The organism is Nocardioides sp. (assembly GCF_041393715.1).
Classification (GTDB): domain Bacteria; phylum Actinomycetota; class Actinomycetes; order Propionibacteriales; family Nocardioidaceae; genus Nocardioides.
This window is the reverse complement of sequence record NZ_JAWKJQ010000011.1, coordinates 59,695-80,522: the sequence shown is the minus strand read 5'-3', so window position 1 is coordinate 80,522 and position 20,828 is coordinate 59,695. Positions and strand designations below refer to the sequence as shown.

Here is a 20,828-nt window from a genome sequence, read left to right as displayed (position 1 = left end):
CTCTGATGTGATGGACCCGTGCGCATCACGATCCTCGCCTCGGGCTCTCGAGGCGACGTGCAGCCACTCGTGGCACTGGGTGCCGGCTGGCAGCGCGCCGGTCACCAGGTCACCGTGGCCGCGACGCGCGACTTCGCCCCGCTGGTCACGGCTCACGGACTCGCTTGCCACCCGTTCTCGGTGGCCACCGACGACCTGCTCGCCTCGGACCTCGGGCGGACCTGGCTGGGCCACTCCTCCCACCGGCCGCGACTGGAGCTGCGGTTGCTCACCGAGATGGTGTCGACCTACGGCGTGGCGCTGGCGCCGGAGATCGCGGCGCTCGCCGGCACGGCCGACCTGTTCGTGAGCGGCGTCCTGTCGGTCGACGGTGCCGCCTCGCTCGTCGAGGCGGGGGGTGGGCGGCATCTGGTGGCGCTGCTGGCGCCGTTCCACCCGACGAGGGCCGGCTGGGCGGGGGTCCAGGCCCCGGTGCCACTGGCCGAGTCGTGGCGCAACCGGGCCTCGGGGCAGGTGATGAACTGGTTCCTCGCGGGCGCGTTCCGGGCCACCGGCGACGCCGTCCGTCGTGAGCTCGGGCTCGCACCTGGCCCGCGGCGGTCCTGGGCGCGCCGTCTCGTCGAGACGCCGGCACTGGTGGGTGTGAGTCCCACCGTGCTGCCGCGCCCGAGCGACTGGCCCGAGCACGTCGCCGTGACCGGCTCCTGGTTCCTGCCGGACGAGGCCGGGAGGGGGCTCTCCGAGCACCCGCGCCTGGCGGAGTTCCTCGCCGCCGGCGAGCCTCCGGTGTACGTCGGCTTCGGCTCGATGTCGAGCCACGACTCCCGCAGCACCACCAGCACCGTGCTGGCAGCGCTCGCCCGGTCCGGCCGTCGCGCCGTCGTGCACCGCGGCGCGGCCGGGCTGGCCGACGACGTCGAGGTGCCGAGCGAGGTGCTGGTCGTCGACGACGTGCCGCACGGGCTGCTGTTCCCGCAGTGCGGAGGGGTGATCCACCACGGGGGTGCGGGCACGACCGCGGCGGCGCTGCGTGCCGGCGTACCGTCCGCCGCCGTGGCGCACATGGGTGACCAGCCCTACTGGGGGCGTCGGATCCACGAGCTGGGTGCCGGACCGGCGCCGATCCGCCGGCACGAGCTCACGGTCGCCTCCCTGACGGGGCTGCTCGACGGCCTGAGCGCGCCGGGGATCGCGGAGCGGGCGGCCGAGGTCGGCGCGCGGGTCCGGGCCGAGGACGGCGTGGCGACTGCCGTGACCGCCGCCGACCGGCTGCTCGGCTGAGTCGAGCAGCCGCGGGCTGCCCACCGACCACCGCCAGGAGGCCCGGCGTCGACGTGGTCAGCGCGGGATCCGCTCCGTCCAGCTCCGGCGGCTGACCTGCTCGCCGTCACGGGTGGCGACGGTCTCGATCGTCACGTCGTAGCCCTCGGCGCCCACCTCGACGTCCATCGTCGACCGGACCTGGACGGCGACTCCGGGCCAGGTGAGGTCGAAGGTGGTGTCGGCGTGGGCGTGCTGGGCGAACGTCTCGCGGTGCACGGACACCTCCCCGAGGTAGGTCTCGCGGGCGTGCCCGTCGTGCGGGGTGGCGTAGTCGCTGACCTGGCGGGTGACGGCGGAGGTGGTCCGCCGCAGCACGTCGTCGCGGAGCTCCCAGCCGACGCCCTCCGCGGACTCCGAGGACCGCTCGGCCCCGGGCGTGAACGCGGGGGTCGGCCAGTCGCCCTCGAGCACCGGCAGGTCGAGCACGCCGTCGTGGACGGTCAGCGTGACGGGTGCGGGCGGCGCCACCGTGTTGGGCCAGTCGGTGCCGGCCACGGAGACCCGCAGGGTCTGGCCGGGGGACCAGGTGTAGGCGCAGGCGTCGAGCTCGACCACCACGTCGTAGACCTCGCCCGGCACCAGCGGGGACGGCGCGCCGTGCACCCCGTCGCGGTAGGCCAGGTCGAGGGTCCCGCGGGAGACCAGCGCGGAGGTGCCGTCGGCGAACACGTCGCAGAGCTAGACCGAGAGCGACGCGAGCGGCCGGTCGGCCGAGACCCGCAGCCGGGCGACCGGGTGCCCGACGACCGGGTCGGCGGGCGGGGGCTGGTCCCAGGTCAGGGAGCGGGCGTCGTCGAGGCGCTGGTCGCCCGACTGTCCCCACGGCAGGTGGCCGGCGCAGTCGATCCAGGCCGCGGTCCCGACGTCGGGGACCACGACCAGGCCCCGTGGTCCGTCGAGCGGGAGGGTCCGGGTGGACGTCGGCAGCACCGACGGCAACCGCAGCCAGCGCCCCTCGTGCAGGTCGAGGTCGGGCGCCGGCCGGGTGGAGGCGCGCACGAACACGTCGCTGTGGTCGGCGTACGCCGGCTCGGCGGGGTCGGCGCGCTCCGGTCGCAGCCACCGGTCGAACCAGGCGGCCAGCTCGGTGTCGAGATGGATGCGGGGACCGGGCATCGCGGTGGTGGCGTCGGCGTGCGCCCAGGGGCCGGCCAGCAGCCGATGAGGGCGGCCGGCCTCGGCGAGGCGCGCGACGGTGCGGAAGGAGTTGTTGCGATAGCCGTCGGCCCAGCCGGCGACGATCATCACCGGGCAGCCGATCCGGTCGTAGCCCGCGTGGGTGCCGTCGAGCCGCACCGAGCCGTGGTTCCAGTAGTCGCCGTGCCGGTGCTCGCGCAGCCAGGTGAGCACCCACGGCTCGTGGGTCTCCAGCCGCCGTGCCCACTCGTCGTCCCAGCCGTCGCCCCACACCGCGGGCACCGGAGGCAGCACGTTCATCGCCGTCATGTAGTGGCAGTAGTCCACGAGGTCGACCAGGCGCAGCGCCCCGCCGCGCCAGTGGACGTCGTCGGTCCACCGGTCGTCGGTGGCGTAGATCGCGCAGATCGCGGCCAGGGCGGGCGGCCGCTCCACGGCCAGCTGCAGGGAGTTGAACCCGGAGTAGGAGGTGCCCCACATGCCGACCCTGCCGTTGCACCACTCCTGGTCGGCGAGCCAGGCGATCACCGTGGCGAGGTCGGTGCGCTCGACGAGGGGGTACTCGTCGGTGGCGTCGCCGGCCGAGGACCCGGTGCCGCGCAGGTCGACCCGGCAGACCGCGAAGTCGTGGTCGTCGCGCAGGGTGAGGTAGGAGTCGGTGTAGGACGAGGTCAGGTCGTCCTTGCGGTAGGGCAGCGCCTCGAGCAGGCACGGCTGCGGACCCAGCGCCGGGTCGGGGAGGTAGAGGGTCAGGGCCAGCTCGACGCCGTCGGCCATCGGCAGCCGGACCTCGCGCTCGGTGCCGCCCGTGCTGCTCATGACCGCACCTGCTCGAGCAGTGCCAGCACCTCGGCGGTGTGGATCGACTCGCTGGTGTGACCGCCGCGACCGACGACCGTCGGGGCGGCGAACATCGAGTTGAGCACCGCCTCCTCGCTCGCCTCCACCACGGCGGTGAACAGGGGGTCGAGCGCGCGGCCGGAGGCCAGCGCCGCCCCGTCGGGCCGGCCGTCGCGGTCCAGCCGCACGCCGGTCCCGAAGGCCATGAAGATCTCGCCGCTGCCGTGGTGGGCGACCGAGCCGGTCCGGGCCAGCCCCAGGCCGACCCGGCGCGCCAGCCGGGCACAGGACGCACCGTCGACGGGCGCGTCGGTCACCACGATCCCGATGCACGACCCGGCCGGGGCGTTCGGGCCCGAGGTCGCCGGCGGCAGCAGCCGCCCCACGGGTACGCCGGCCACCACGGCCTCGGCGCGCACCCCGAAGTTCGTCATCAGCAGCACCCCCACGGTCCAGCCCTCCGCGGTGACCCGCGAGGCCGTGCCGATGCCGCCCTTGAAGTCGAAGCAGGACATGCCGGTGCCGGAGCCGACGGCCCCCTCGTCGGGCGGCGTCGCGGAGCCGCGGGAGCGCATCGCCGCCTCGAAGGCCGCCACCGCGTCGTCGTACTCCACCTGCATCCGGCGGGCGTCGTTGAGGAACGAGTCGTCGCACTCGGCGACCACCGGGATGATGAAGTCGTCGGCGATCTCGGGGGTGCGCTCGAGCTCGATCCGGCAGGCGGCGTCGTAGACGCGTCCCAGCTGGAGCGTCGAGGTGAGATAGACCGGCGTCTCGGCCGAGCCCCACTCCGCGGCGGTGAGGAACCCCGTGCACTCGCCGGCACCGTTGAGCACCGCGCCGCCGGCGGGCAGCGGGCGGTGGAACGCGTCCTCGGCCAGCACCAGGCAGGTGACGCCCGTGCGTGCGGTCCCGCGACCGTCGGGCGGGTCGGGCTCGTCGCGCCGGACGGTGGCGTGCCCGAGACCCACGCCGGCGACGTCGAGGACGGAGTTGGTGGGCCCGGTCGGGAGCGACCCGATCGTCAGGCCGAGGTCTCGCGCACGCGGCATGGCGACATCCTGCACCATCGGTCCCCGCGGTCGGGGAGGCCGGTCGCGGCCCACCCGTCACCGCCCTGCCATGCTGTCGGCCATGGCCTTCTCCACCCCCGTGGTCTGGTCGCCGGTGACCCGGCGCCACGACCCGCAGCACGAGGTCTGGGTCGGCGTGCCCACCCTCGGCACCGAGGTCCCCGGACGGGTCGACGCGATCCTCGGTGCGATGGGGGAGCGCGAGCCGCTCGCCGCCCACCCCTACGACGACGAGATCCTCGAGCGGGTCCACGACCGCGACTACCTCGCCTACCTCCGCCGCGCTCACGAGACCTGGATGCAGGGCCCCTACGCCGAGGTCGTCGGCCAGGACCGGGTGGTGCCCTACTTCTTCCCGACCCACGCACTGGCCCAGGGGATGCCGCTGCACCGGCCGGCCGCCCCCCATGCGCTGGCCGGCGGCTACTGCTACGACACGATGACGCTGGTCGGCGAGGGCACCTGGGAGGCGGCGCGCGCCGCGGTGGACGTGGCGCTCACCGCGGTCGAGATCGTGGCCGACACCGGCAGGTCGGCCTACGCGCTGTGCCGGCCGCCAGGCCACCATGCCACCCGCAGCGGCTTCGGCGGCTCGTGCTACCTGAACAACGCGGCGGTGGCGGCCGAGGGGCTGCGTGCCGCCGGGCACGAGCGGGTGGGCATCCTCGACCTCGATGCCCATCACGGCAACGGCACACAGGCGATCTTCTGGGGTCGCGACGACGTGCTCTACGCGTCGGTCCATGTCGACCCGGGCGCGGGCTGGTTCCCCCACGTGCTCGGGTACGCCGACGAGCGCGGCGCCGGGGCGGGGGAGGGCTGGAACCGCAACATCCCGCTCGCGCCCGGCACCGGCGACGACGCGTGGACCGCAGCCGTCATCGAGCTGACCACCTGGCTGCACGGCTCGGGATGCACCGGCCTGGTGGTGAGCCTGGGGGTCGACGCGGCCGCCGACGACCCGGAGAGCCCGCTGCAGGTCACCCACGACGGCTTCCACGCCGCCGGTGGGATCATCGCGGCCAGCCTGCGACCGACGGTGGTCGTCCAGGAGGGTGGCTACCACCTCGACACGCTCGGCAGCCTCGTCGACGCCTTCCTCTCCGGTCACGAGGCCTGAGCAAGGGATCGCTAGAACATCTGTTCGAATCCGGGGTAGCATGCGCGAGTGACGCCCTTCATCCCGCCCCCTCCGGAGTCGCCGCGCCGGCTCAAGGCGACGCCGCGGGTGGAGCGGGCCTTCGCGCCACCCGGCTGGCCGCGCGAGGTGCGCCCGCCGGACGCTCCCGGGTGGGAGCGGACCGCGACGGGCTGGTTGCTCGACCAGTGCCCGGCCGACTACCGCCTCTATCCCGGGCTGCGCCGCCACCCGGTCGTGCTGGCGCGCTTCGCGGTGCTCCACGTGGAGGCCGGCCAGGCCGCGGTCCGGCGCGGCCTCAGCGAGGCGCGCGGCGAGCTGCGCGAGGTGGCCACGCCCGACGAGGTCGAGGCGGCCGTCGAGACGTTCCAGCGCGAGGAGGCCCGACTGGTCGGCGTACGCCGTGCGGTGGGGCTGGTCGAGGAGGCGCTGCGCGGCGGTCGCTATGCGCCCCGGCTGTGATCTCGCCGCGCGCGAGGGGTGACGGGTGCCGACGGCTGCGCCACGATGGAGGCATGACCGCCTCGATCAGCGTGATCCCCGTCCCCGCGAACGGCGCCGAGGATGTCGTCGTCGCCTCGAGCGGCCCCGACGAGGGCTGCGCCTTCACGGGCACCGAGGACGGCGGCATCTGGCGGGTCGCGCACGACGGCTCCTCGGTGCATCGGGTGGCCAGCACCGGCGGCCGGCCCCTGGGCCTCGAGCTGCTCCCCGACGGCCGGTTGCTGGTCTGCGACGCCCGGCGCGGCGTGCTTCGCGTCGACCCGGCCACCGGGCGGAGCGAGGCCGTCGTCGAGCAGGCCTTCGGCCGGCCGATGCGGTTCACCAACAACGCCGCGGTGCACTCCTCGGGCGACGTGTTCTTCTCCGACTCCTCGCTGCACTACGGCATCGACCACTGGAAGGACGACTTCGTCCAGGACACCCGCAGCGGCCGCCTGTTCCGCCTCAAGGAGGGCGGGGGGCTCTCCGTGGTGCTCGAGGGGCTGGCCTTCGCCAACGGTGTCGCGCTGGCGGCCGACGAGTCCTACGTCGTGGTCGCGGAGACGGCTGCCCGCACGCTGTGCCGGCTGTGGCTGACCGGCGACCACAGCGGCCAGATCGACTTCCTGGCCGAGGACCTGCCCGGCTACCCCGACAACATCGCCCGCGGCAGCGACGGGCTCGTCTGGGTGACGATCGCCTCGCCCACCGACCCGGTCGTCGAGATGCTGCACTCCGCGCCGTTGATCATCCGCAAGCAGGTCACCAAGATCCCCGAGCGGCTGCAGCCGGCCCCGAAGCGGACCGTCCGGGTGCAGGCCTACGACGACGCCGGCACCCTGGTGCACGACCTCGAGGTCGACACGCCCGACTACCACATGGTCACCGGCGTCCGGGAGCACGACGGCCGGGTCTGGGTCGGCTCGCTGCACGAGGCGGCGGTCGCGGTGATCGACACCTGACTGGCTAGGCTGAGCAGGTTGTCCCGATCCGGACGGAGGACCATGGGCCATCTGGAGTCGATCTCGACCCCGCGCGACCTGCGCGACCTCGACGACGACGAGCTCGCCGCGCTGGCCAGTGAGATCCGCGACGTGCTGGTCGCGACCTGCGCGCGCACCGGTGGCCACCTGGGCCCCAACCTCGGTGTGGTGGAGCTGACCCTGGCCGTGCATCGGGTCTTCGACAGCCCGCACGACCGGGTGGTGTTCGACACCGGCCACCAGGCCTACGTCCACAAGCTGCTCACCGGGCGCGCCGCCGCGTTCGAGGGGCTCCGCCAGGAGGGCGGGCTCTCCGGCTACCCGAGCCAGCAGGAGTCCGACCACGACCTGGTCGAGAACTCCCATGCCTCCACCGCGCTGTCCTACGCCGACGGGCTGGCCAAGGCCTATGCCCTGCGCGGCGAGGGCCGCCACGTCGTGGCGGTCATCGGCGACGGCGCCCTGACCGGAGGGATGGCCTGGGAGGCGCTCAACAACATCGCGATCGCCCAGGACAGCCGGCTGGTCATCGTGGTCAACGACAACGGCCGCTCCTACACCCCCACCATCGGTGGCCTCGCGACCGCGCTGACCTCGCTGCGCACCAACCCGCGCTACGAGCAGGTGCTCGAGGTGGTCAAGAAGCGGCTCAACGCGGTCAAGGGCGTCGGCCCGGCGGCCTACGACGTGCTCCACGCGGTCAAGAAGGGCATGAAGGACGCCCTGGCTCCCCAGGGGCTGTTCGAGGACCTCGGCCTGAAGTACGTCGGCCCGGTCGACGGCCACGACCGCGCCGCCCTCGAGCAGGTGCTGGCCCAGGCCAAGCGGTTCGACGGACCGGTGATCGTGCACGCGCTGACCCGCAAGGGGTTCGGCTACGCCGCCGCCGAGCGGCACGTCGCCGACCAGTTCCACGCCCCCGGCCCCTTCGACCGCGAGTCGGGCGAGGAGAAGCCCAAGGGCCGGATCTGGACCGACGTGTTCGCCGACGAGATCGTGGCGATCGGCGAGCGGCGCCCCGACGTCGTCGCGGTCACCGCCGCGATGATGCACCCGGTCGGCCTGGACGGCTTCCAGCGGCGCTTCCCAGAGCGCACCTTCGACGTCGGCATCGCCGAGCAGCACGCCGCGACGTCGGCGGCCGGGCTGGCGATGGGCGGGCTGCACCCGGTGGTTGCGGTCTATGCGACCTTCCTCAACCGGGCCTTCGACCAGGTCCTGATGGACGTCGCGCTGCACCGCTGCGGTGTCACCTTCGTCCTCGACCGGGCCGGCGTCACCGGTGACGACGGCGCCTCCCACAACGGCATGTGGGACATGTCGGTGCTCCAGGTGGTGCCCGGCCTCCGGCTGGCCGCTCCCCGCGACCCGGCCCGGCTGCGCGAGCTGCTGGGAGAGGCGGTCGAGGTGTCCGATGCGCCCACCGTGGTGCGGTTCCCCAAGGGTGCCCCCCCGGCCGACCTCGAGGCGGTCGGCCGAGCCGGTGGCGCCGACGTGCTGGTCCGCAGCGGCACCCGCGACGTGCTCGTCGTCGGCATCGGCTCGATGGCCACTACCGCCGTCGGGGTGGCCGAGCGGCTGGTCGCCCAGGGGATCGGGGTGACCGTCGTCGACCCGCGCTGGGTCAAGCCCGTCGACCCCGCCCTCGTCGAGCTGGCCCGCGACCACCGGCTGGTGGTCAGCATCGAGGACAACGGCGTGGTCGGCGGCTGCGGCGCGGTGCTGCTGCAGACGCTCGCCGAGGCCGGCGTACGCACCCCGGTGCGGGTCTACGGCATCCCGCAGGAGTTCCTCGGCCATGCCAAGCGCGACGCCATCCTGGAGCGGATCGGGCTGACCCCGCAGACCATCGCCCGCGAGGTGGTGGAGCTGATGGCCGCTCCCGACGCCGAGCCTGCGGTCGAGGCGGCCGACCCCCGCTGAGTCAGTGCGAGGTCAGGTGCTGGGCCAGCAGGAACGCCCGGAACCGCTCGGCGGCCGGCAGCAGCCGACGCTGCGGTGACCAGATCAGGCCGATGTCCCGGAAGGCGCCCTCGTCGGTGAGCCGGACCAGCCACGGCTCGCCCGGCATCGGGGAGTCGGGGTTGGCGTCCATGGCCGGCACGATGGCCACCCCCAGGCCGGCGGCCACGAACCCGCGGACCGTGGTCAGGTCGTCGCTCTCGAACACCATCTGGGGGCTGAACCCGGCGGCGTTGCAGAGCCGGTCGGCGATCTCGCGGAGCTGCCACTGGGGCCGCATCGCCACGAACCGCTCGCCCGCGGCCTCGGCCAGGGACACCTCCTCGAGCTGCGCCAGTCGATGCCCCGGTGGGACGGCGAGGTAGAGCGTCTCGGTGAACAGCGGGTGCCAGGTGCCCTGGGCGGTGTCGGGGCGCCGCGAGGTGAGCTCCATGTCCACCAGGCCGCGGGTGACCAGCGACCCGCCCCACGCGTCCTCGGCGCGACGCATGTGGAACTGGGTGCGCGGGTGCTCGAGCAGGAACCTGCGGACCAGGTGGGGCACCAGCCAGGTGCCCAGGGAGAGCTGGAAGGACACCGTGACCGTGCCGGCGTCCGGGTCGAGCACCTCGGTGACGGCAGCCAGGCCGTCGTCGAGCGCGTTGACCACCGAGTCCGCGTGCGGCTTGAACGCGGCGCCCGCCTGGGTCAGCCGCAGCACCCGCCCCGAACGCTGCAGCAGGGGAGTGCCCACCTCGTCCTCGAGGCGGGCCAGCGCCCGGGACACGGCTGGCTGGCTGACCATCGCCAAGTCGGCCACCTCGGTCACGGTCACGCCGTCGGCGACCTGCTGGAACCAGCGCAGCACCTCGGTCTCCATATTCATGACAATAGTGCATGAATAGAGTGGCGTGCCTCCGGTTATTGGACGTATAGACCGGGGCGGGGGACGATGGAGCCATGAACACCAACTCCGCCATTCACCCGAGCACGTCACGCGCCGGCCACCTGTGGACCTCCGTCCGCGACCAGGTGCGCACCCGTCGCGCCGCCCGGGCGGAGCACCAGAGGCTCCGCGCCGAGCTGGCCGCCTACGACACGCCCAGCGCCATCGAGGACCTGATGGCCGCCGTGAGCGCGAGCGGCGAGGCCCACCCCGAGATCGAGGCGATCCTGGCCGAGAACCGGATGGCCTACCACCGTCGCCAGGGGGGCCTGCGCCATGTCGCGTGACCTCACCTACGAGCCGGCCCTGCCGGGCCTGACCGAGGGTCCCGTCGTGGTGTGGCGCAGGCTGCGCCTCGCCGAGGCCCGCCGCGCGCTAGTGGAAGCGGCGCCCGGTGACCTTCTCGGACAGCCCGGTGCGGTCCAGCAGCATGGTGAGACCGCCGTTCCAGAATGAGAACCCGGCACCGGTGATCATCGCCAGGTCGAGGTCCTCCGGAGCCGCGACGACTCCCTCGTCGAGCATCCTGCGGGTCTCGTCGGCCAGCGCCGAGAGCACTCGCTCGCGCACCTCCGCAGGCGTCAGCACCACCGGCTCGGCAGGCTGCTCCTGGAGCGCCTCGACCTCCGGGTCGATGCTGAAGTCGGGCAGGTAGTAGGTCGTCTTGCCGGCCTCGACCGCCCGCTTCAGCGCCGGTGAGACATAGAACCGGTCGGGGAACGCCGCGGCCAGCGTCTCGTTGTTGTGCAGCGCGATCGCGGGTCCGACCAGCGACAGCAGGAAGAACGGCGGCATCGGCGCCACGCCCGCGAACGAGCCGTCGACCACGGGCACCGGCGTGCCCTCGTCGACGATCCGGCCGACCTCGCCCATGAACCGGCCCAGCAGCCGGTTGACGATGAACGACGGGCTGTCCTTGACCAGGATCGTGGTCTTCTTCAGCGCCTTGCCGGTGGCGAACGCGGTGGCCAGCGTCGCGTCGTCGGTCCGCTCCCCGTGCACGATCTCCAGCAGCGGCATCACGGCCACCGGGTTGAAGAAGTGGAAGCCGACGACCCGCTCCGGGTGCTCGAGGTCGGCCGCCATCTCGGTGATCGACAGCGACGAGGTGTTGGTGGCGAGCACGCACTCGGGCGAGACGACCTTCTCGACGTCGGCGAAGACGGTCTTCTTGACCGACATCTCCTCGAAGACCGCCTCGATGACGAAGTCGGCGTCGGCGAACACCTCCGCCTTCTCCACGGCGCCGCTGACCAGCCCCTTGAGCCGGTTGGCCTTGTCAGGGCTCACCCGGCCCTTGAGCAGCAGCTTGTCGACCTCGTCGTGGACGTAGCCCACGCCCTTGTCGACGCGCTCCTGGTCGAGGTCGGTCAGCACGACCGGGACCTCGAGCCGGCGGCAGAACAGCAGCGCCAGCTGGCTGGCCATCAGGCCGGCACCGACGATGCCGACCTTGGTGACCGGACGGGCCAGCGACCGGTCGGGCGCGCCGGCCGGACGCTTGGCGCGCTTCTGGACCAGGTCGAAGGAGTAGAGCGAGGCGAGCAGCTCCGGCGTCGCGGCCATGTCGGCCAGGCCCCGGTCCTCCGCCGCGAAGCCCTCGTCGCGGGTCGCCGTCCGTGCGCCCTCGATCAGCTCCACGGCGCGGTAGGCCGCGGGGGAGGCGCCACCGGTCTTGGAGTCGGCGATGCCCCGACCACGCGCGACCGCCGCGTCCCACGCGTCGCCCCGGTCGACCTCGGGCCGCTGGACGGTCTCGGCGCCGGTGAGCACCCGGGCCGCCCACAGCAGCGACTGCTCGAGGTAGTCGGCGCCTGAGAAGCAGGCGTCGGCGAGCCCCAGCTCGAAGGCCTGCCGCCCCTTCAGGGTGCGGCCCTGGTTGAGCGGGTTCTCCAGGATCAGGGTCACCGCCCGGTCCGCGCCGACCAGCTGGGGGACCAGGTAGGCGCCGCCCCAGCCGGGGATCAGGCCGAGCATCACCTCGGGCAGCCCGACCGCGGCGGCGGAGTCCATCACGGTGCGGTAGTCGCAGTGGAGGGCGATCTCCAGCCCGCCGCCCAGGGCGAGCCCGTTGACGAAGCCGAACGACGGCTTGCCGCCCTCGCCCAGCTTGCGGAACACCGCGTGGCCGAGCTCGGCGATCGTCCGGACGCCCTCGACGCCACCGGCGGCGAAAGCGGTGAGGTCGGCCCCGGCGGCCAGGATGAACGGCTTGCCGGTCACCCCCAGGCTGGTGATCTCGTCGTCGCCGAGCGCGGCGTCGATGGCCGCGTTGAGGGCGACCAGCCCGCGCGGCCCGAAGGTGTTGGGGCGAGTGTGGTCCTGGCCGTTGTCGAGCGTGATCAGGCCCATCACGCCCGCCCCGCCGGGCAGGCTGACCTTGCGCAGGTGGGCCTCGGTGACCACCTCGGCGTCGCTCCCCATCGCGGCGGCCCGCTCCAGCAGCGTCTCGATCGGCGTGCTCATCAGGCTGCTCCCTCGCTCGTGTCGCCGCTCCAGTGCGGGTTCTCCCAGATCACGGTGCCGCCCATGCCGATGCCGATGCACATCGTGGTCAGGCCGTAGCGCACCTCGGGCCGCTCCTCGAACTGCCGGGCCAGCTGGTTCATCAGCCGCACCCCGGAGGAGGCGAGCGGGTGGCCCATGGCGATCGCGCCGCCGTAGGGGTTGACCCGCTCGTCGTCGTCGGCGATGCCGTAGTGCTCGAGGAACGCCAGCACCTGGACGGCGAAGGCCTCGTTGACCTCGAACGCCTCGATGTCGTCGATGGTCAGGCCGGCCTTGGCCAGCGCCTTCTCCGTGGCGGGGATCGGGCCGGCGCCCATCACCTCGGGCTCGACGCCGGCGAAGGCATAGGCCACCAGCCGCATCTTGACCGGGAGCCCCAGCTCCCGGGCGGTCTGCTCGTCGGCCAGCAGGCAGGCGGTGGCGCCGTCGTTGATGCCGGCGGCGTTGCCCGCGGTGACCTTGCCGTGGGACCGGAACGGCGTCTTGAGTGCGGCCAGGGAGTCCATCGTGGTCTCGGGCCGCATCGGCTCGTCGGCCACGGCCAGGCCCCAGCCCTCCTCGGCGGAACGGGTCGCGACCGGCACCAGGTCGGGCTGGATCTTGTCGCCGGCGTAGGCCGCGGCGGTCTTGGCCTGTGAGCGCACGGCGTAGGAGTCGGCGCGCTCCTTGGTGATCGTGGGATAGCGGTCGTGGAGGTTCTCCGCGGTCTTGCCCATCACCAGGGCGTCGGGGTCGACCAGCCGCTCGGAGAGGATCCGTGGGTTGGGGTCGACGCCCTCACCCATCGGGTGTCGGCCCATGTGCTCCACGCCGCCGGCGATCGCGACGTCGTAGGCGCCGAAGGCGATGCCGGCCGCGGTCGTCGTCACCGCGGTCATCGCGCCCGCGCACATCCGGTCGATGGCATAGCCGGGGACGCTCTGCGGCAGCCCGGCCAGCAGTGCGGCGGTGCGGCCGATGGTCAGGCCCTGGTCGCCGATCTGGGTGGTGGCCGCGATGGCGACCTCGTCGACCCGCTCGGGGGGCAGGCCGGGGTTGCGGCGCAGCAGGTCGCGGATGCACTTGATGACGAGGTCGTCGGCGCGGGTCTCGGCGTACTGGCCCTTCGCCTTGCCGAACGGCGTGCGGACGCCGTCGACGAAGACGACCTCTCGGAGCTCTCGGGTCACCGTCTCTCCTTCACGGGGTGGGTGCCGCCCGCAGGCGGACGGACCAGCCGTGGTGTGGCGGCGACGTCGAGCGGGGGTCCCCACAGGTTACCCTTCGGTAACAACGCCGGGCACCCCCGTCGCGTGTGGGCCGGGTCACCCCACCACCATGGGCCGGGCGAGGTGCGGAATATCGTGGTGCGGGACGGGGCTGTGAAGCAGAGCGGGCGCGTCCGGCGGGCCGCCCGACCCGCCACCGACGCACCGAAGGAGAACCCCGTGAGCCAGCGGCTGGTCCACATCGTCGACGAGGTCGCCGAGCTCGCCGACGTGACCGAGCTGACCATGGTGCTGACCCTCGACGGGTTCCTGGACGCCGGCTCGGCCGGCGCGTTGGCCGTCGGCCACCTGGAGGCGCTCTCGAGCGGCCCGAGCGGGGGCAAGGTGGTCGCGACCTTCGACGTCGACCAGTTCCACGACTACCGCGCGAGGCGCCCAGCGATGTCCTTCGTGCGTGACCACTACGACGACTACGACGCCCCGCGGCTGGTCGTGCGGCTGCAGCACGACAGTGCCGGGACGCCCTTCCTGCTGATGAAGGGCCCCGAGCCCGACAACCGGTGGGAGGCGTTCTGCGGCGCCGTCCGCGAGGTCGTCGAGCGGCTCGGCGTGACCCGCGTGGTGGGCCTCGGCTCGGTTCCGATGGCGGTGCCACACACCCGGCCGATCGCGGTCACCCCGCACGCCAACGACCCCGAGCTGCTGACCTCCGAGAGCCCCTGGCGCGGGGAGCTCCGCATCCCGAGCAGTGCCCAGGCGCTGCTCGAGCTGCGGCTGGGGGAGTGGGGCCATCCCGCCCTCGGCTACGTCGCCCACGTGCCTCACTACCTCGCCCAGCTCGACTACCCGCAGGCCGCGCTCGCGCTGCTCGGCCAGCTGGAGCTCGGCGGCCGGCTCACCATCGACCTCGGCGGGCTGCGCACCGCCGCCGAGGCCCGCGAGGCCGAGATCGCCCAGTACCTCGCCGACAACGAGGAGGTGGCCCAGGTGGTGGCCGGGCTGGAGCAGCAGTACGACGCGTTCCGGGCCGCCGAGGACGCGGGGACCAGTCTGCTCGCCGACGACCAGCCGCTGCCGACCGGAGAGGAGCTGGGGCGGGAGTTCGAGCAGTTCCTGGCCGGCCTCGACGGCCCCGAGGGCCCTCGGGTGGGGGGCGCGGCGACGGCTGGCCCGACACCGACCCGCGGCGGGAGGGCTGAGATGCCGGCCTCCGCGGCCGAGCTGGCCGAGCTGCTCGACCTCGAGACGCTCGACGTCGACCTGTTCCGGGGCGAGCAGCCGCAGACCGACCGACAGCGGGTGTTCGGTGGCCAGGTGGCCGCCCAGGCGCTGATCGCGGCGATCCGCACCATCGACCCCGACTACGCCGTGCACTCGCTGCACTCCTACTTCCTGCGCCCCGGCGACACCTCGGTGCCGATCATCTACGACGTCGAGCGGCTGCGGGACGGGCGCTCGTTCGGCACCCGGCGTGTGGTGGCCCGGCAGCACGGCCGGCCGATCTACTTCCAGACCGCCAACTTCCAGCGCGAGGAGGATGGCTTCGACCACCAGGACCGGATGCCCGAGGTCGGCGGTCCCGACCAGGCGACCAGCTTCCTGGACCTGATGCGTGCCCGCGGCGGGGTCGGCACCGAGGCCCTGGTCAGGGAGTGGGCCGCCCTGGACATCCGCTATCTCGGCACCTCCCGCCAGGGCCTGCCCGACGACGCCGACCACCCCGCGCGCTCGCAGCTGTGGATCCGGGTCAACGGCGAGCTCGGCGACGACCCGCGCGAGCACGTCGCCGCGTTCACCTACGCCAGCGACATGACGCTGCTCGGCGCGACGCTGGTGCCGCACGGCGTCTCGATCAGCGAGCGGGGGATGCAGGCCGCGTCGCTCGACCACACCATCTGGTTCCACCGGCCCTTCCGCGCCGACGCCTGGCTGCTGTTCGACCAGTGGTCGCCGTCGGCCTCGGGGGGCCGCGGGCTGGCGATCGGCCGGGTCTTCGCCGAGGACGGCCGGCTGGTGGCGACGGTGGCCCAGGAGGGGCTGATCCGGCACCGGCCCGAGCCGGAGACCGCCGACTAGCACTACATCGGTGTGATTCCAAGGCGGCACGCCGATCCTCATGACAGAATCTGGAACTCGGGTTACGGTTGAGCGCCCGTGTGGCACCAGTCGACTCGGGTGACTGATGTGACTGGTGCTTCTCCTGTCTGGAAGGTGCCCCGTGTCCCGTCTCCCGGTGCGGCTGCTGACCCTGCCCGCGGTTCTGGCCACCACGCTCACGGTGGCGCTGGCCGGCGCCCCGGCCGGCGCGGATGACGCGTCGAGCGGGGCGGCCGCCGACCAGCGGTCCGCCGTCGCCGCCGACCCGGTGCCCGACGGCGAGGACGACAGCCTCCCGCACGGCCGTCCGCGGAGCCCGGCCCTCGAGGCCGCCGCCCGGGCCGCGGTGCCCAACACCCGCTTCGAGATGCCGTTCCCCTGCGGCCAGGAGTGGACCGGCACCACCCGCGCCTCCCACAGCCCGAGCCCGCTGTCGGTCGACTGGAACCGTCCCGACGACTACGGCGCCCGCGTCGTGGCCGCAGCCTCGGGCGTGGTCACCACGGCCTACAGCAGCGTCACCGGCGGCTACGGCAAGTGGGTGGTGATCGACCACGGCGGCGGTGAGACCTCGCTGTATGCCCACCTGTCCGCGGTGGCCGTCAAGGTGGGCGAGCGGGTCGACCAGGGGCAGCTGATCGGCCAGGTCGGCAGCACCGGCAACTCGACGGGTCCGCACCTGCACTTCGAGGAGCGCCTGAACGGCAGCGACATGTCGCCGTACTTCCACGGCGTGAAGTACACCTTCGGCACCACGCTCGCCTCCCAGAACTGCGTCGATGTCCCGATGGCCGGCGACATGCTCGGCAGCACCGTCACCGAGCTGGTGGTCTTCCGCCGGGCGCCCACGGCCAAGTTCCTGATCCGCCGGGCCCACAAGCCGGCCAAGGTGATCGAGTACGGCACGGCCACCGACGACCCGGTGCTGGGCGACTGGGACGGCAACGGCCGGGAGAACATCGGCGTCCGCAACGCCGCGACCCGGACCTTCTCGCTCCTGGCCGGCGGCAAGGAGCAGACCATCGTCTTCGGCAGCACCAAGGACAAGCCGGTCGCCGGCGACTGGGACGGTGACGGCACCTGGGAGGTCGGCGTACGCCGGGCGGCCAAGGCCGCGTTCCGGCTGCGGGACGCCGACGGCAACGTGACGGTCATCCCCCTGGGCAAGCCCGGCGACCTGCCGATCACCGGCGACTGGGACGGTGACGGCCGGACCGACCTGGGTGTCTACGACCAGGCGACCTCGACGTTCACGCTGCGCCTCGTCGACTCCGACTCGCTGGTGTGGACCGCGCAGGTGCCGTTCGGCAAGCCCGGCGACCTACCGGTCGTGGGCGACTGGGACGGCAACGGCAAGAGCGACCTCGGCGTCTGGGACCCCCTGACCGCGGTCTTCAGCCAGCGTCAGGCGCCGTCCTCGACCGCCGCGGCCCGCCAGGTGACCGACATCCGCTTCGGACGGCACCGATGAGCGCGCCCTACCCGAGCGTGGTGACCCCCCAGCGCAGCGGCTGGTCGGGGCTGCGCATCTCCGGCGTGGTGCTGAGTGTGCTCTCGGTCATCGTCGGCACGGTCTGCGGCATCCAGCTGGTGGTCAAGATCGCGACGCCCGCCGCCCATCTGCTGCAGGCCCAGGAGACCGCGACGCCGCTCGACACGTTCTTCTCGCTGGACGCCGGCGCCCAGAGCGTCTACGAGCGGGTCGGCCGCACCGCGAGCAGCAGCTCGCCGCCCACGATCGGTCCCGGCGACATCACGGTCATCGGCCCCGCCGGCCAGGTGCCGGTGCGTGGGATCAGCTATGACGAGTCGATCGACCTCGGCACCGGCCACTTCGTCGCCGTCGCCCGCTTCGACGCCCCGACCTCCGGTCAGTACCGCGTGCAGATCGAGAACGGCGGCACCACCGTGGTCGTCGGCCCGTCGCTGCTGTCCGGCGTCAGCCGGGCCGGTGGCTGGCTGGTGGGGACGTTGGTATGTGCGCTGGGGCTGCTGGTCGGGCTCGGGCTGCTGATCGCCTCGTTCGTACGCCGACGGCCGCGCCCGGCGGTCGCTGGGGCCGGTCCGGCTCCCGGCATGGCCCAGCAGCCGGCGTACCCACAGCAGCCGGCCACCGTGGCCGGGTGGTACCCCGACCCCCAGGCGCCGCAGCAGCTGCGCTACTGGGACGGTGCGGGCTGGACCGCCCACGTGCAGCCCCGCAGCTGACCTCGCCCCCGGGCCCGCGCCGGTCGGCCGGCGTCAGTGGCCGAACATCTCGCGGATCTGCTGCACGGAGTCGATGTCGGTGACGGACTTGTCGTCGCGGTAGCGCACCACGCGGGCGAACCGGAGGGCCAGCCCGCCGGGGTAGCGCGAGGAGCGCTGCACGCCGTCGAGGGCGATCTCCACGACCTGCTCGGGCCGCACCCGGACGACGTAGGAGTCGCGGATCCCGGCCGGGTCGAGCGCCAGCCCGGTGAACCGCTCGGTCTGCCACGCGAGCGTCTCGTCGGTCATGCCCTTGAACGTCTTGCCGAGCATCACCAGCTCGCCGGTGGCGGCGTCGCGGGCGCCGAGGTGGATGTTGGACAGCCAGCCCTCCCGCCGGCCCGAGCCCCACTCGACGGCGAGCACCACCAGGTCGAGGGTGTGCACCGGCTTGACCTTGACCCAGGCGGCGCCGCGCCGGCCGGCGTCGTAGGGCGCGGACAGGCTCTTGACCACCACGCCCTCGTGACCCGCCTCGAGCGTGGCGGCGGCGAACGCCTCCGCCTCCGCCGGGTCGGCGGTGACCACCCGGGGCACCCGGAGCTCCTCGGGGACCAGGGCGTCGAGCACCGCGAGCCGCTCGGTGAGCGGCGCGTCGAGGAGGTCGCGCCCGTCGAGGTGCAGCACGTCGAAGAAGTACGGCGTCACGGCCACGCGCGGCCGGGCCGACGTGGTCTGGGCGGTGCGCGACGCGGTCTCCTGGAAGGGACGCGGCCGGCCGTCCTCGTCGAGGGCCAGCCCCTCACCGTCGAGGACCAGGTCGCGGCCGGGCAGCGACCGCACGGCGGCCACCACCTCCGGGAGCCGCTCGGTGATGTCGTCGAGGCTCCGGGTGGCCACCACCACGTCGTCGCCGCGCCGGTGCACCTGCAGCCGGATGCCGTCGAGCTTGCGGTCGACCGCGACGCCGTCGGAGGCGCCCGCCTTGGCCATCGCCGCGGCCACGTCAGGGCGCTCGACGCCAGCATCGGGAGCACCGGCCGACCCACCTCGAGCCCCACCGCCTCCAGGGCGGGCACGCCGCCCTCGAACGCGGCCGCGACCACCGGGACGGTGCCGCCGGCGAGCATCGCGGCCCGGCGGACCACCGGCAGGGGCACCTCGGCGGCCGCCGCGACGGCCTCCTGGACCAGGGAGTCGAGGGCGCCCTGCCGAACCGAGCCGGTGACGACGCCGCGCAGCCAGCGCTGCTCGTCGGCGGTCGCCCGCCCGAACAGCGTGGCCACCTCGGCCGCCCGGGCCGCCTGCGACCCGGGGCCGGACAGCGCCGCCAGCCGGTCGAAGGCCGCGTGGACGTCGGTGGGCGTCAGCGTCGGCTCGCTCGCGGGCTCGGCGGCCGCGCTGATGCCACGCCAGCCGACCCCGGTGCGCCGCTGCAGCAGCGAGCCGCCGAGGAAGGCCGTGACGACCTCGCGCTCGTCAGGCTGCGCTGCGCTCAGCGCCTCGGCCAGCGCGGCCACCTTGGCCTTGCGGGAGCGGGTGGCCGCGACGACGGCGGAGGTCGCGACCACCTCGGCGAGCAGCATGCGGTCATGGTGCCACCCGGCGCCGACGGCGGCGGGGTGACCGGTCAGCCGCCGACCCGGGTCCGGACCTCGAACAGCTCCGGGAAGAACGTGAGGTCCAGGGCCCGGCGCAGGAAGTCGACCCCGCTGGAGCCGCCGGTGCCGCTCTTGTGGCCGATCGTGCGCTGCACCACCTGGAGGTGCCGGAAGCGCCACTGCTGGAAGTTGTCCTCGACGTCGACGAGCTCCTCGCAGGTCTCGTAGACGCCCCAGTGCCGGGCCGGGTCGGCATAGACCGCGGCGATCACGTCGACCAGCGCCGGATCGAGCCGGTAGGGCTGCGACCAGTCGCGGTCGAGCAGCTCGGCCGGGACGGCGTACCCGCTGCGCGCGAGGTAGGCGAGGAACTCGTCGTAGAGGCTGGGCTCGTGCAGCAGGACCTGCAGGGCCGCCTGTGCCTCGGGGTCGTGTCCGAAGACCTTGACCATGTCGGCGTTCTTGTTGCCGAGCAGGAACTCCACCTCGCGGTACTGCGCGGACTGGAAGCCCGACGAGGTGGCGAGGTAGGGGCGGATCAGGGCGTACTCGCTGGGGGTCAGCGTGGCCAGCACCGCCCACTGGTCGGTGAGGGTGTGCTGGATGTGCTTGACCCGGGCCAGCCGCTTGAGGGCCTCCGCGAGCCGGTCCTCGGCGATCAGCGCACGCGCCGAGCGCAGCTCGTGAACCATCAGCTTCAACCAGAGCTCTGAGGTCTGGTGCTGGACGATGAAGAGCAGCTCGTCGTGCTGCGGCGGGTCGCTGAGCGGCTGCTGGGCGGCCAGCAGCAGGTCGAGGCGGAGATAGTCGCCGTAGGACATGTCGCGGCTGAAGTCGCGCTGGATGCCCGCCTCGAGCTCGCGAGCGACGGGCTTGCCGGCTGGGGAGTCGGCTGGAGACGACGAACGGGCGGCGTGGTCGGTCACACCAGCCAAACTAGTGGACTCAACGCCGCCCGGTTCGGGCGAAGCAGGGGTACGCCGCGGGTCAGCCGGCGACGTAGAACTTCCGCAGCGTCTCGGAGATGTGCCAGATCGTCCGGTCGCCCTTGTTGAGGCGGACGACGGTGCCGGCGGAGAGCGGCAGCACCTCGCCGTCCTCGAACTCGATCGAGCCGCGACCGGAGATCACCACGAAGACCTCGTCGCACTCGATGTCGCGGGCCATGCCGGGGGACATCTCGTGGATGCCGACCTCGGCACCGGCGACCTGGGCGATGCTGCGCGAGCCCGCGGTCGGGAAGCCACCGAGGATCTCATCGGCGGGAATGCGCTGCCGCGGCATCTCCGTCACGAAGACGTCCACGTCTACATATCGCAAGGTCATGTGCCGATGGTGGCACCTGGAGGGGTGCCACGGG

General features: G+C 73.3%; 18 protein-coding genes and 1 pseudogene. 9 read left to right on the top strand and 10 right to left on the bottom strand.

The genetic code is table 11. The features are described from left to right. Positions 1 to 18 precede the first annotated feature (18 nt). Positions 19 to 1,281 carry a glycosyltransferase gene (locus tag R2740_RS16215; protein ID WP_371303731.1) on the top strand — a complete coding sequence of 421 codons (1,263 nt, stop codon included), beginning with the start codon at positions 19 to 21 and terminating at the stop codon, positions 1,279 to 1,281. A 57-nt stretch (positions 1,282 to 1,338) separates the two neighbouring features. On the opposite strand, the gene R2740_RS16210 is transcribed toward R2740_RS16215, so the two are convergent. Genes R2740_RS16210 through R2740_RS16200 form a run of 3 tightly spaced genes read right to left on the bottom strand, consistent with a single transcriptional unit; the run spans position 1,339 to position 4,352 of the window. Then, positions 1,339 to 1,992 (bottom strand): CocE/NonD family hydrolase C-terminal non-catalytic domain-containing protein, encoded by a 654-nt coding sequence (locus tag R2740_RS16210; RefSeq protein ID WP_371303730.1) that lies wholly within the window; start codon positions 1,990 to 1,992, stop codon positions 1,339 to 1,341. A gap of 9 nt (positions 1,993 to 2,001) precedes the next feature. After that, entirely contained in the window at positions 2,002 to 3,279 is a 1,278-nt protein-coding gene (locus R2740_RS16205; RefSeq protein WP_371303729.1) for a CocE/NonD family hydrolase, read from the bottom strand. Next, positions 3,276 to 4,352: a P1 family peptidase gene (locus R2740_RS16200; RefSeq protein WP_371303728.1), complete on the bottom strand. Its 1,077-nt coding sequence runs from the start codon at positions 4,350 to 4,352 to the stop codon at positions 3,276 to 3,278. Before R2740_RS16200 ends, R2740_RS16205 begins: the two co-directional genes overlap by 4 nt. A gap of 82 nt (positions 4,353 to 4,434) precedes the next feature. Here R2740_RS16200 and R2740_RS16195 point away from each other — a divergent pair, with 82 nt between their 5' ends. From R2740_RS16195 to dxs, 4 genes are read left to right on the top strand one after another with little or no spacing between them, the layout of a single operon-like run. Next, the gene (locus R2740_RS16195; protein WP_371303727.1) at positions 4,435 to 5,493 is read left to right on the top strand and encodes a histone deacetylase family protein; all 1,059 of its coding nucleotides are present in this window, start codon (positions 4,435 to 4,437) and stop codon (positions 5,491 to 5,493) included. Between the two features lie 48 nt (positions 5,494 to 5,541). Then, entirely contained in the window at positions 5,542 to 5,973 is a 432-nt protein-coding gene (locus tag R2740_RS16190) for a hypothetical protein (RefSeq protein WP_371303726.1), read from the top strand. A gap of 53 nt (positions 5,974 to 6,026) precedes the next feature. Then, on the top strand, positions 6,027 to 6,956 hold the full coding sequence (locus tag R2740_RS16185; protein WP_371303725.1) for an SMP-30/gluconolactonase/LRE family protein: 930 nt from the start codon (positions 6,027 to 6,029) through the stop codon (positions 6,954 to 6,956). 42 nt (positions 6,957 to 6,998) lie between these two features. Beyond that, complete coding sequence (dxs, locus tag R2740_RS16180) at positions 6,999 to 8,900, top strand: 1-deoxy-D-xylulose-5-phosphate synthase (RefSeq protein ID WP_371303772.1); 1,902 nt, start codon at positions 6,999 to 7,001, stop codon at positions 8,898 to 8,900. A 1-nt stretch (position 8,901) separates the two neighbouring features. Here the strand turns inward: dxs and R2740_RS16175 are convergent, their stop codons facing one another. After that, positions 8,902 to 9,804, bottom strand: coding sequence for a LysR family transcriptional regulator (locus R2740_RS16175; RefSeq protein WP_371303724.1), 903 nt, complete (start codon positions 9,802 to 9,804; stop codon positions 8,902 to 8,904). Between the two features lie 74 nt (positions 9,805 to 9,878). On the opposite strand from R2740_RS16175, the gene R2740_RS16170 reads away from it, so the two are divergent. Next, positions 9,879 to 10,151, top strand: coding sequence for a hypothetical protein (locus R2740_RS16170; protein WP_371303723.1), 273 nt, complete (start codon positions 9,879 to 9,881; stop codon positions 10,149 to 10,151). 88 nt (positions 10,152 to 10,239) lie between these two features. On the opposite strand, the gene R2740_RS16165 is transcribed toward R2740_RS16170, so the two are convergent. Both R2740_RS16165 and R2740_RS16160 read right to left on the bottom strand, forming a co-directional pair. Continuing rightward, on the bottom strand, positions 10,240 to 12,330 hold the full coding sequence (locus R2740_RS16165) for a 3-hydroxyacyl-CoA dehydrogenase NAD-binding domain-containing protein (RefSeq protein WP_371303722.1): 2,091 nt from the start codon (positions 12,328 to 12,330) through the stop codon (positions 10,240 to 10,242). Further along, positions 12,330 to 13,541 carry an acetyl-CoA C-acyltransferase gene (locus tag R2740_RS16160; protein ID WP_371303721.1) on the bottom strand — a complete coding sequence of 404 codons (1,212 nt, stop codon included), beginning with the start codon at positions 13,539 to 13,541 and terminating at the stop codon, positions 12,330 to 12,332. Before R2740_RS16160 ends, R2740_RS16165 begins: the two co-directional genes overlap by 1 nt. A 258-nt stretch (positions 13,542 to 13,799) precedes the next feature. Here R2740_RS16160 and R2740_RS16155 point away from each other — a divergent pair, with 258 nt between their 5' ends. From R2740_RS16155 to R2740_RS16145, 3 genes are all read left to right on the top strand, one after another. After that, positions 13,800 to 15,656: a PAC2 family protein gene (locus R2740_RS16155; RefSeq protein WP_371303720.1), complete on the top strand. Its 1,857-nt coding sequence runs from the start codon at positions 13,800 to 13,802 to the stop codon at positions 15,654 to 15,656. A 142-nt stretch (positions 15,657 to 15,798) separates the two neighbouring features. Further along, positions 15,799 to 17,148: a peptidoglycan DD-metalloendopeptidase family protein gene (locus R2740_RS16150; protein WP_371303719.1), complete on the top strand. Its 1,350-nt coding sequence runs from the start codon at positions 15,799 to 15,801 to the stop codon at positions 17,146 to 17,148. Then, positions 17,145 to 17,885 (top strand): DUF2510 domain-containing protein, encoded by a 741-nt coding sequence (locus R2740_RS16145; RefSeq protein WP_371303718.1) that lies wholly within the window; start codon positions 17,145 to 17,147, stop codon positions 17,883 to 17,885. Before R2740_RS16150 ends, R2740_RS16145 begins: the two co-directional genes overlap by 4 nt. Positions 17,886 to 17,918: 33 nt before the next feature. Here R2740_RS16145 and R2740_RS16140 read toward each other — a convergent pair whose 3' ends face one another. From R2740_RS16140 to R2740_RS16125, 4 genes and pseudogenes are all read right to left on the bottom strand, one after another. Further along, the gene (locus R2740_RS16140; protein ID WP_371303717.1) at positions 17,919 to 18,860 is read right to left on the bottom strand and encodes a hypothetical protein; all 942 of its coding nucleotides are present in this window, start codon (positions 18,858 to 18,860) and stop codon (positions 17,919 to 17,921) included. Positions 18,861 to 19,099: 239 nt separating this feature from the next. Further along, positions 19,100 to 19,453: pseudogene (locus tag R2740_RS16135) on the bottom strand (ATP-dependent DNA ligase); the annotation flags it as partial. A 44-nt stretch (positions 19,454 to 19,497) separates the two neighbouring features. Beyond that, the gene (kynA, locus tag R2740_RS16130) at positions 19,498 to 20,394 is read right to left on the bottom strand and encodes a tryptophan 2,3-dioxygenase (protein ID WP_371303716.1); all 897 of its coding nucleotides are present in this window, start codon (positions 20,392 to 20,394) and stop codon (positions 19,498 to 19,500) included. Positions 20,395 to 20,455: 61 nt separating this feature from the next. Continuing rightward, positions 20,456 to 20,794, bottom strand: a complete 339-nt coding sequence (locus tag R2740_RS16125) for a cupin domain-containing protein (RefSeq protein ID WP_371303715.1) — start codon at positions 20,792 to 20,794, stop codon at positions 20,456 to 20,458. Between the last annotated feature and the right edge of the window lie 34 nt (positions 20,795 to 20,828).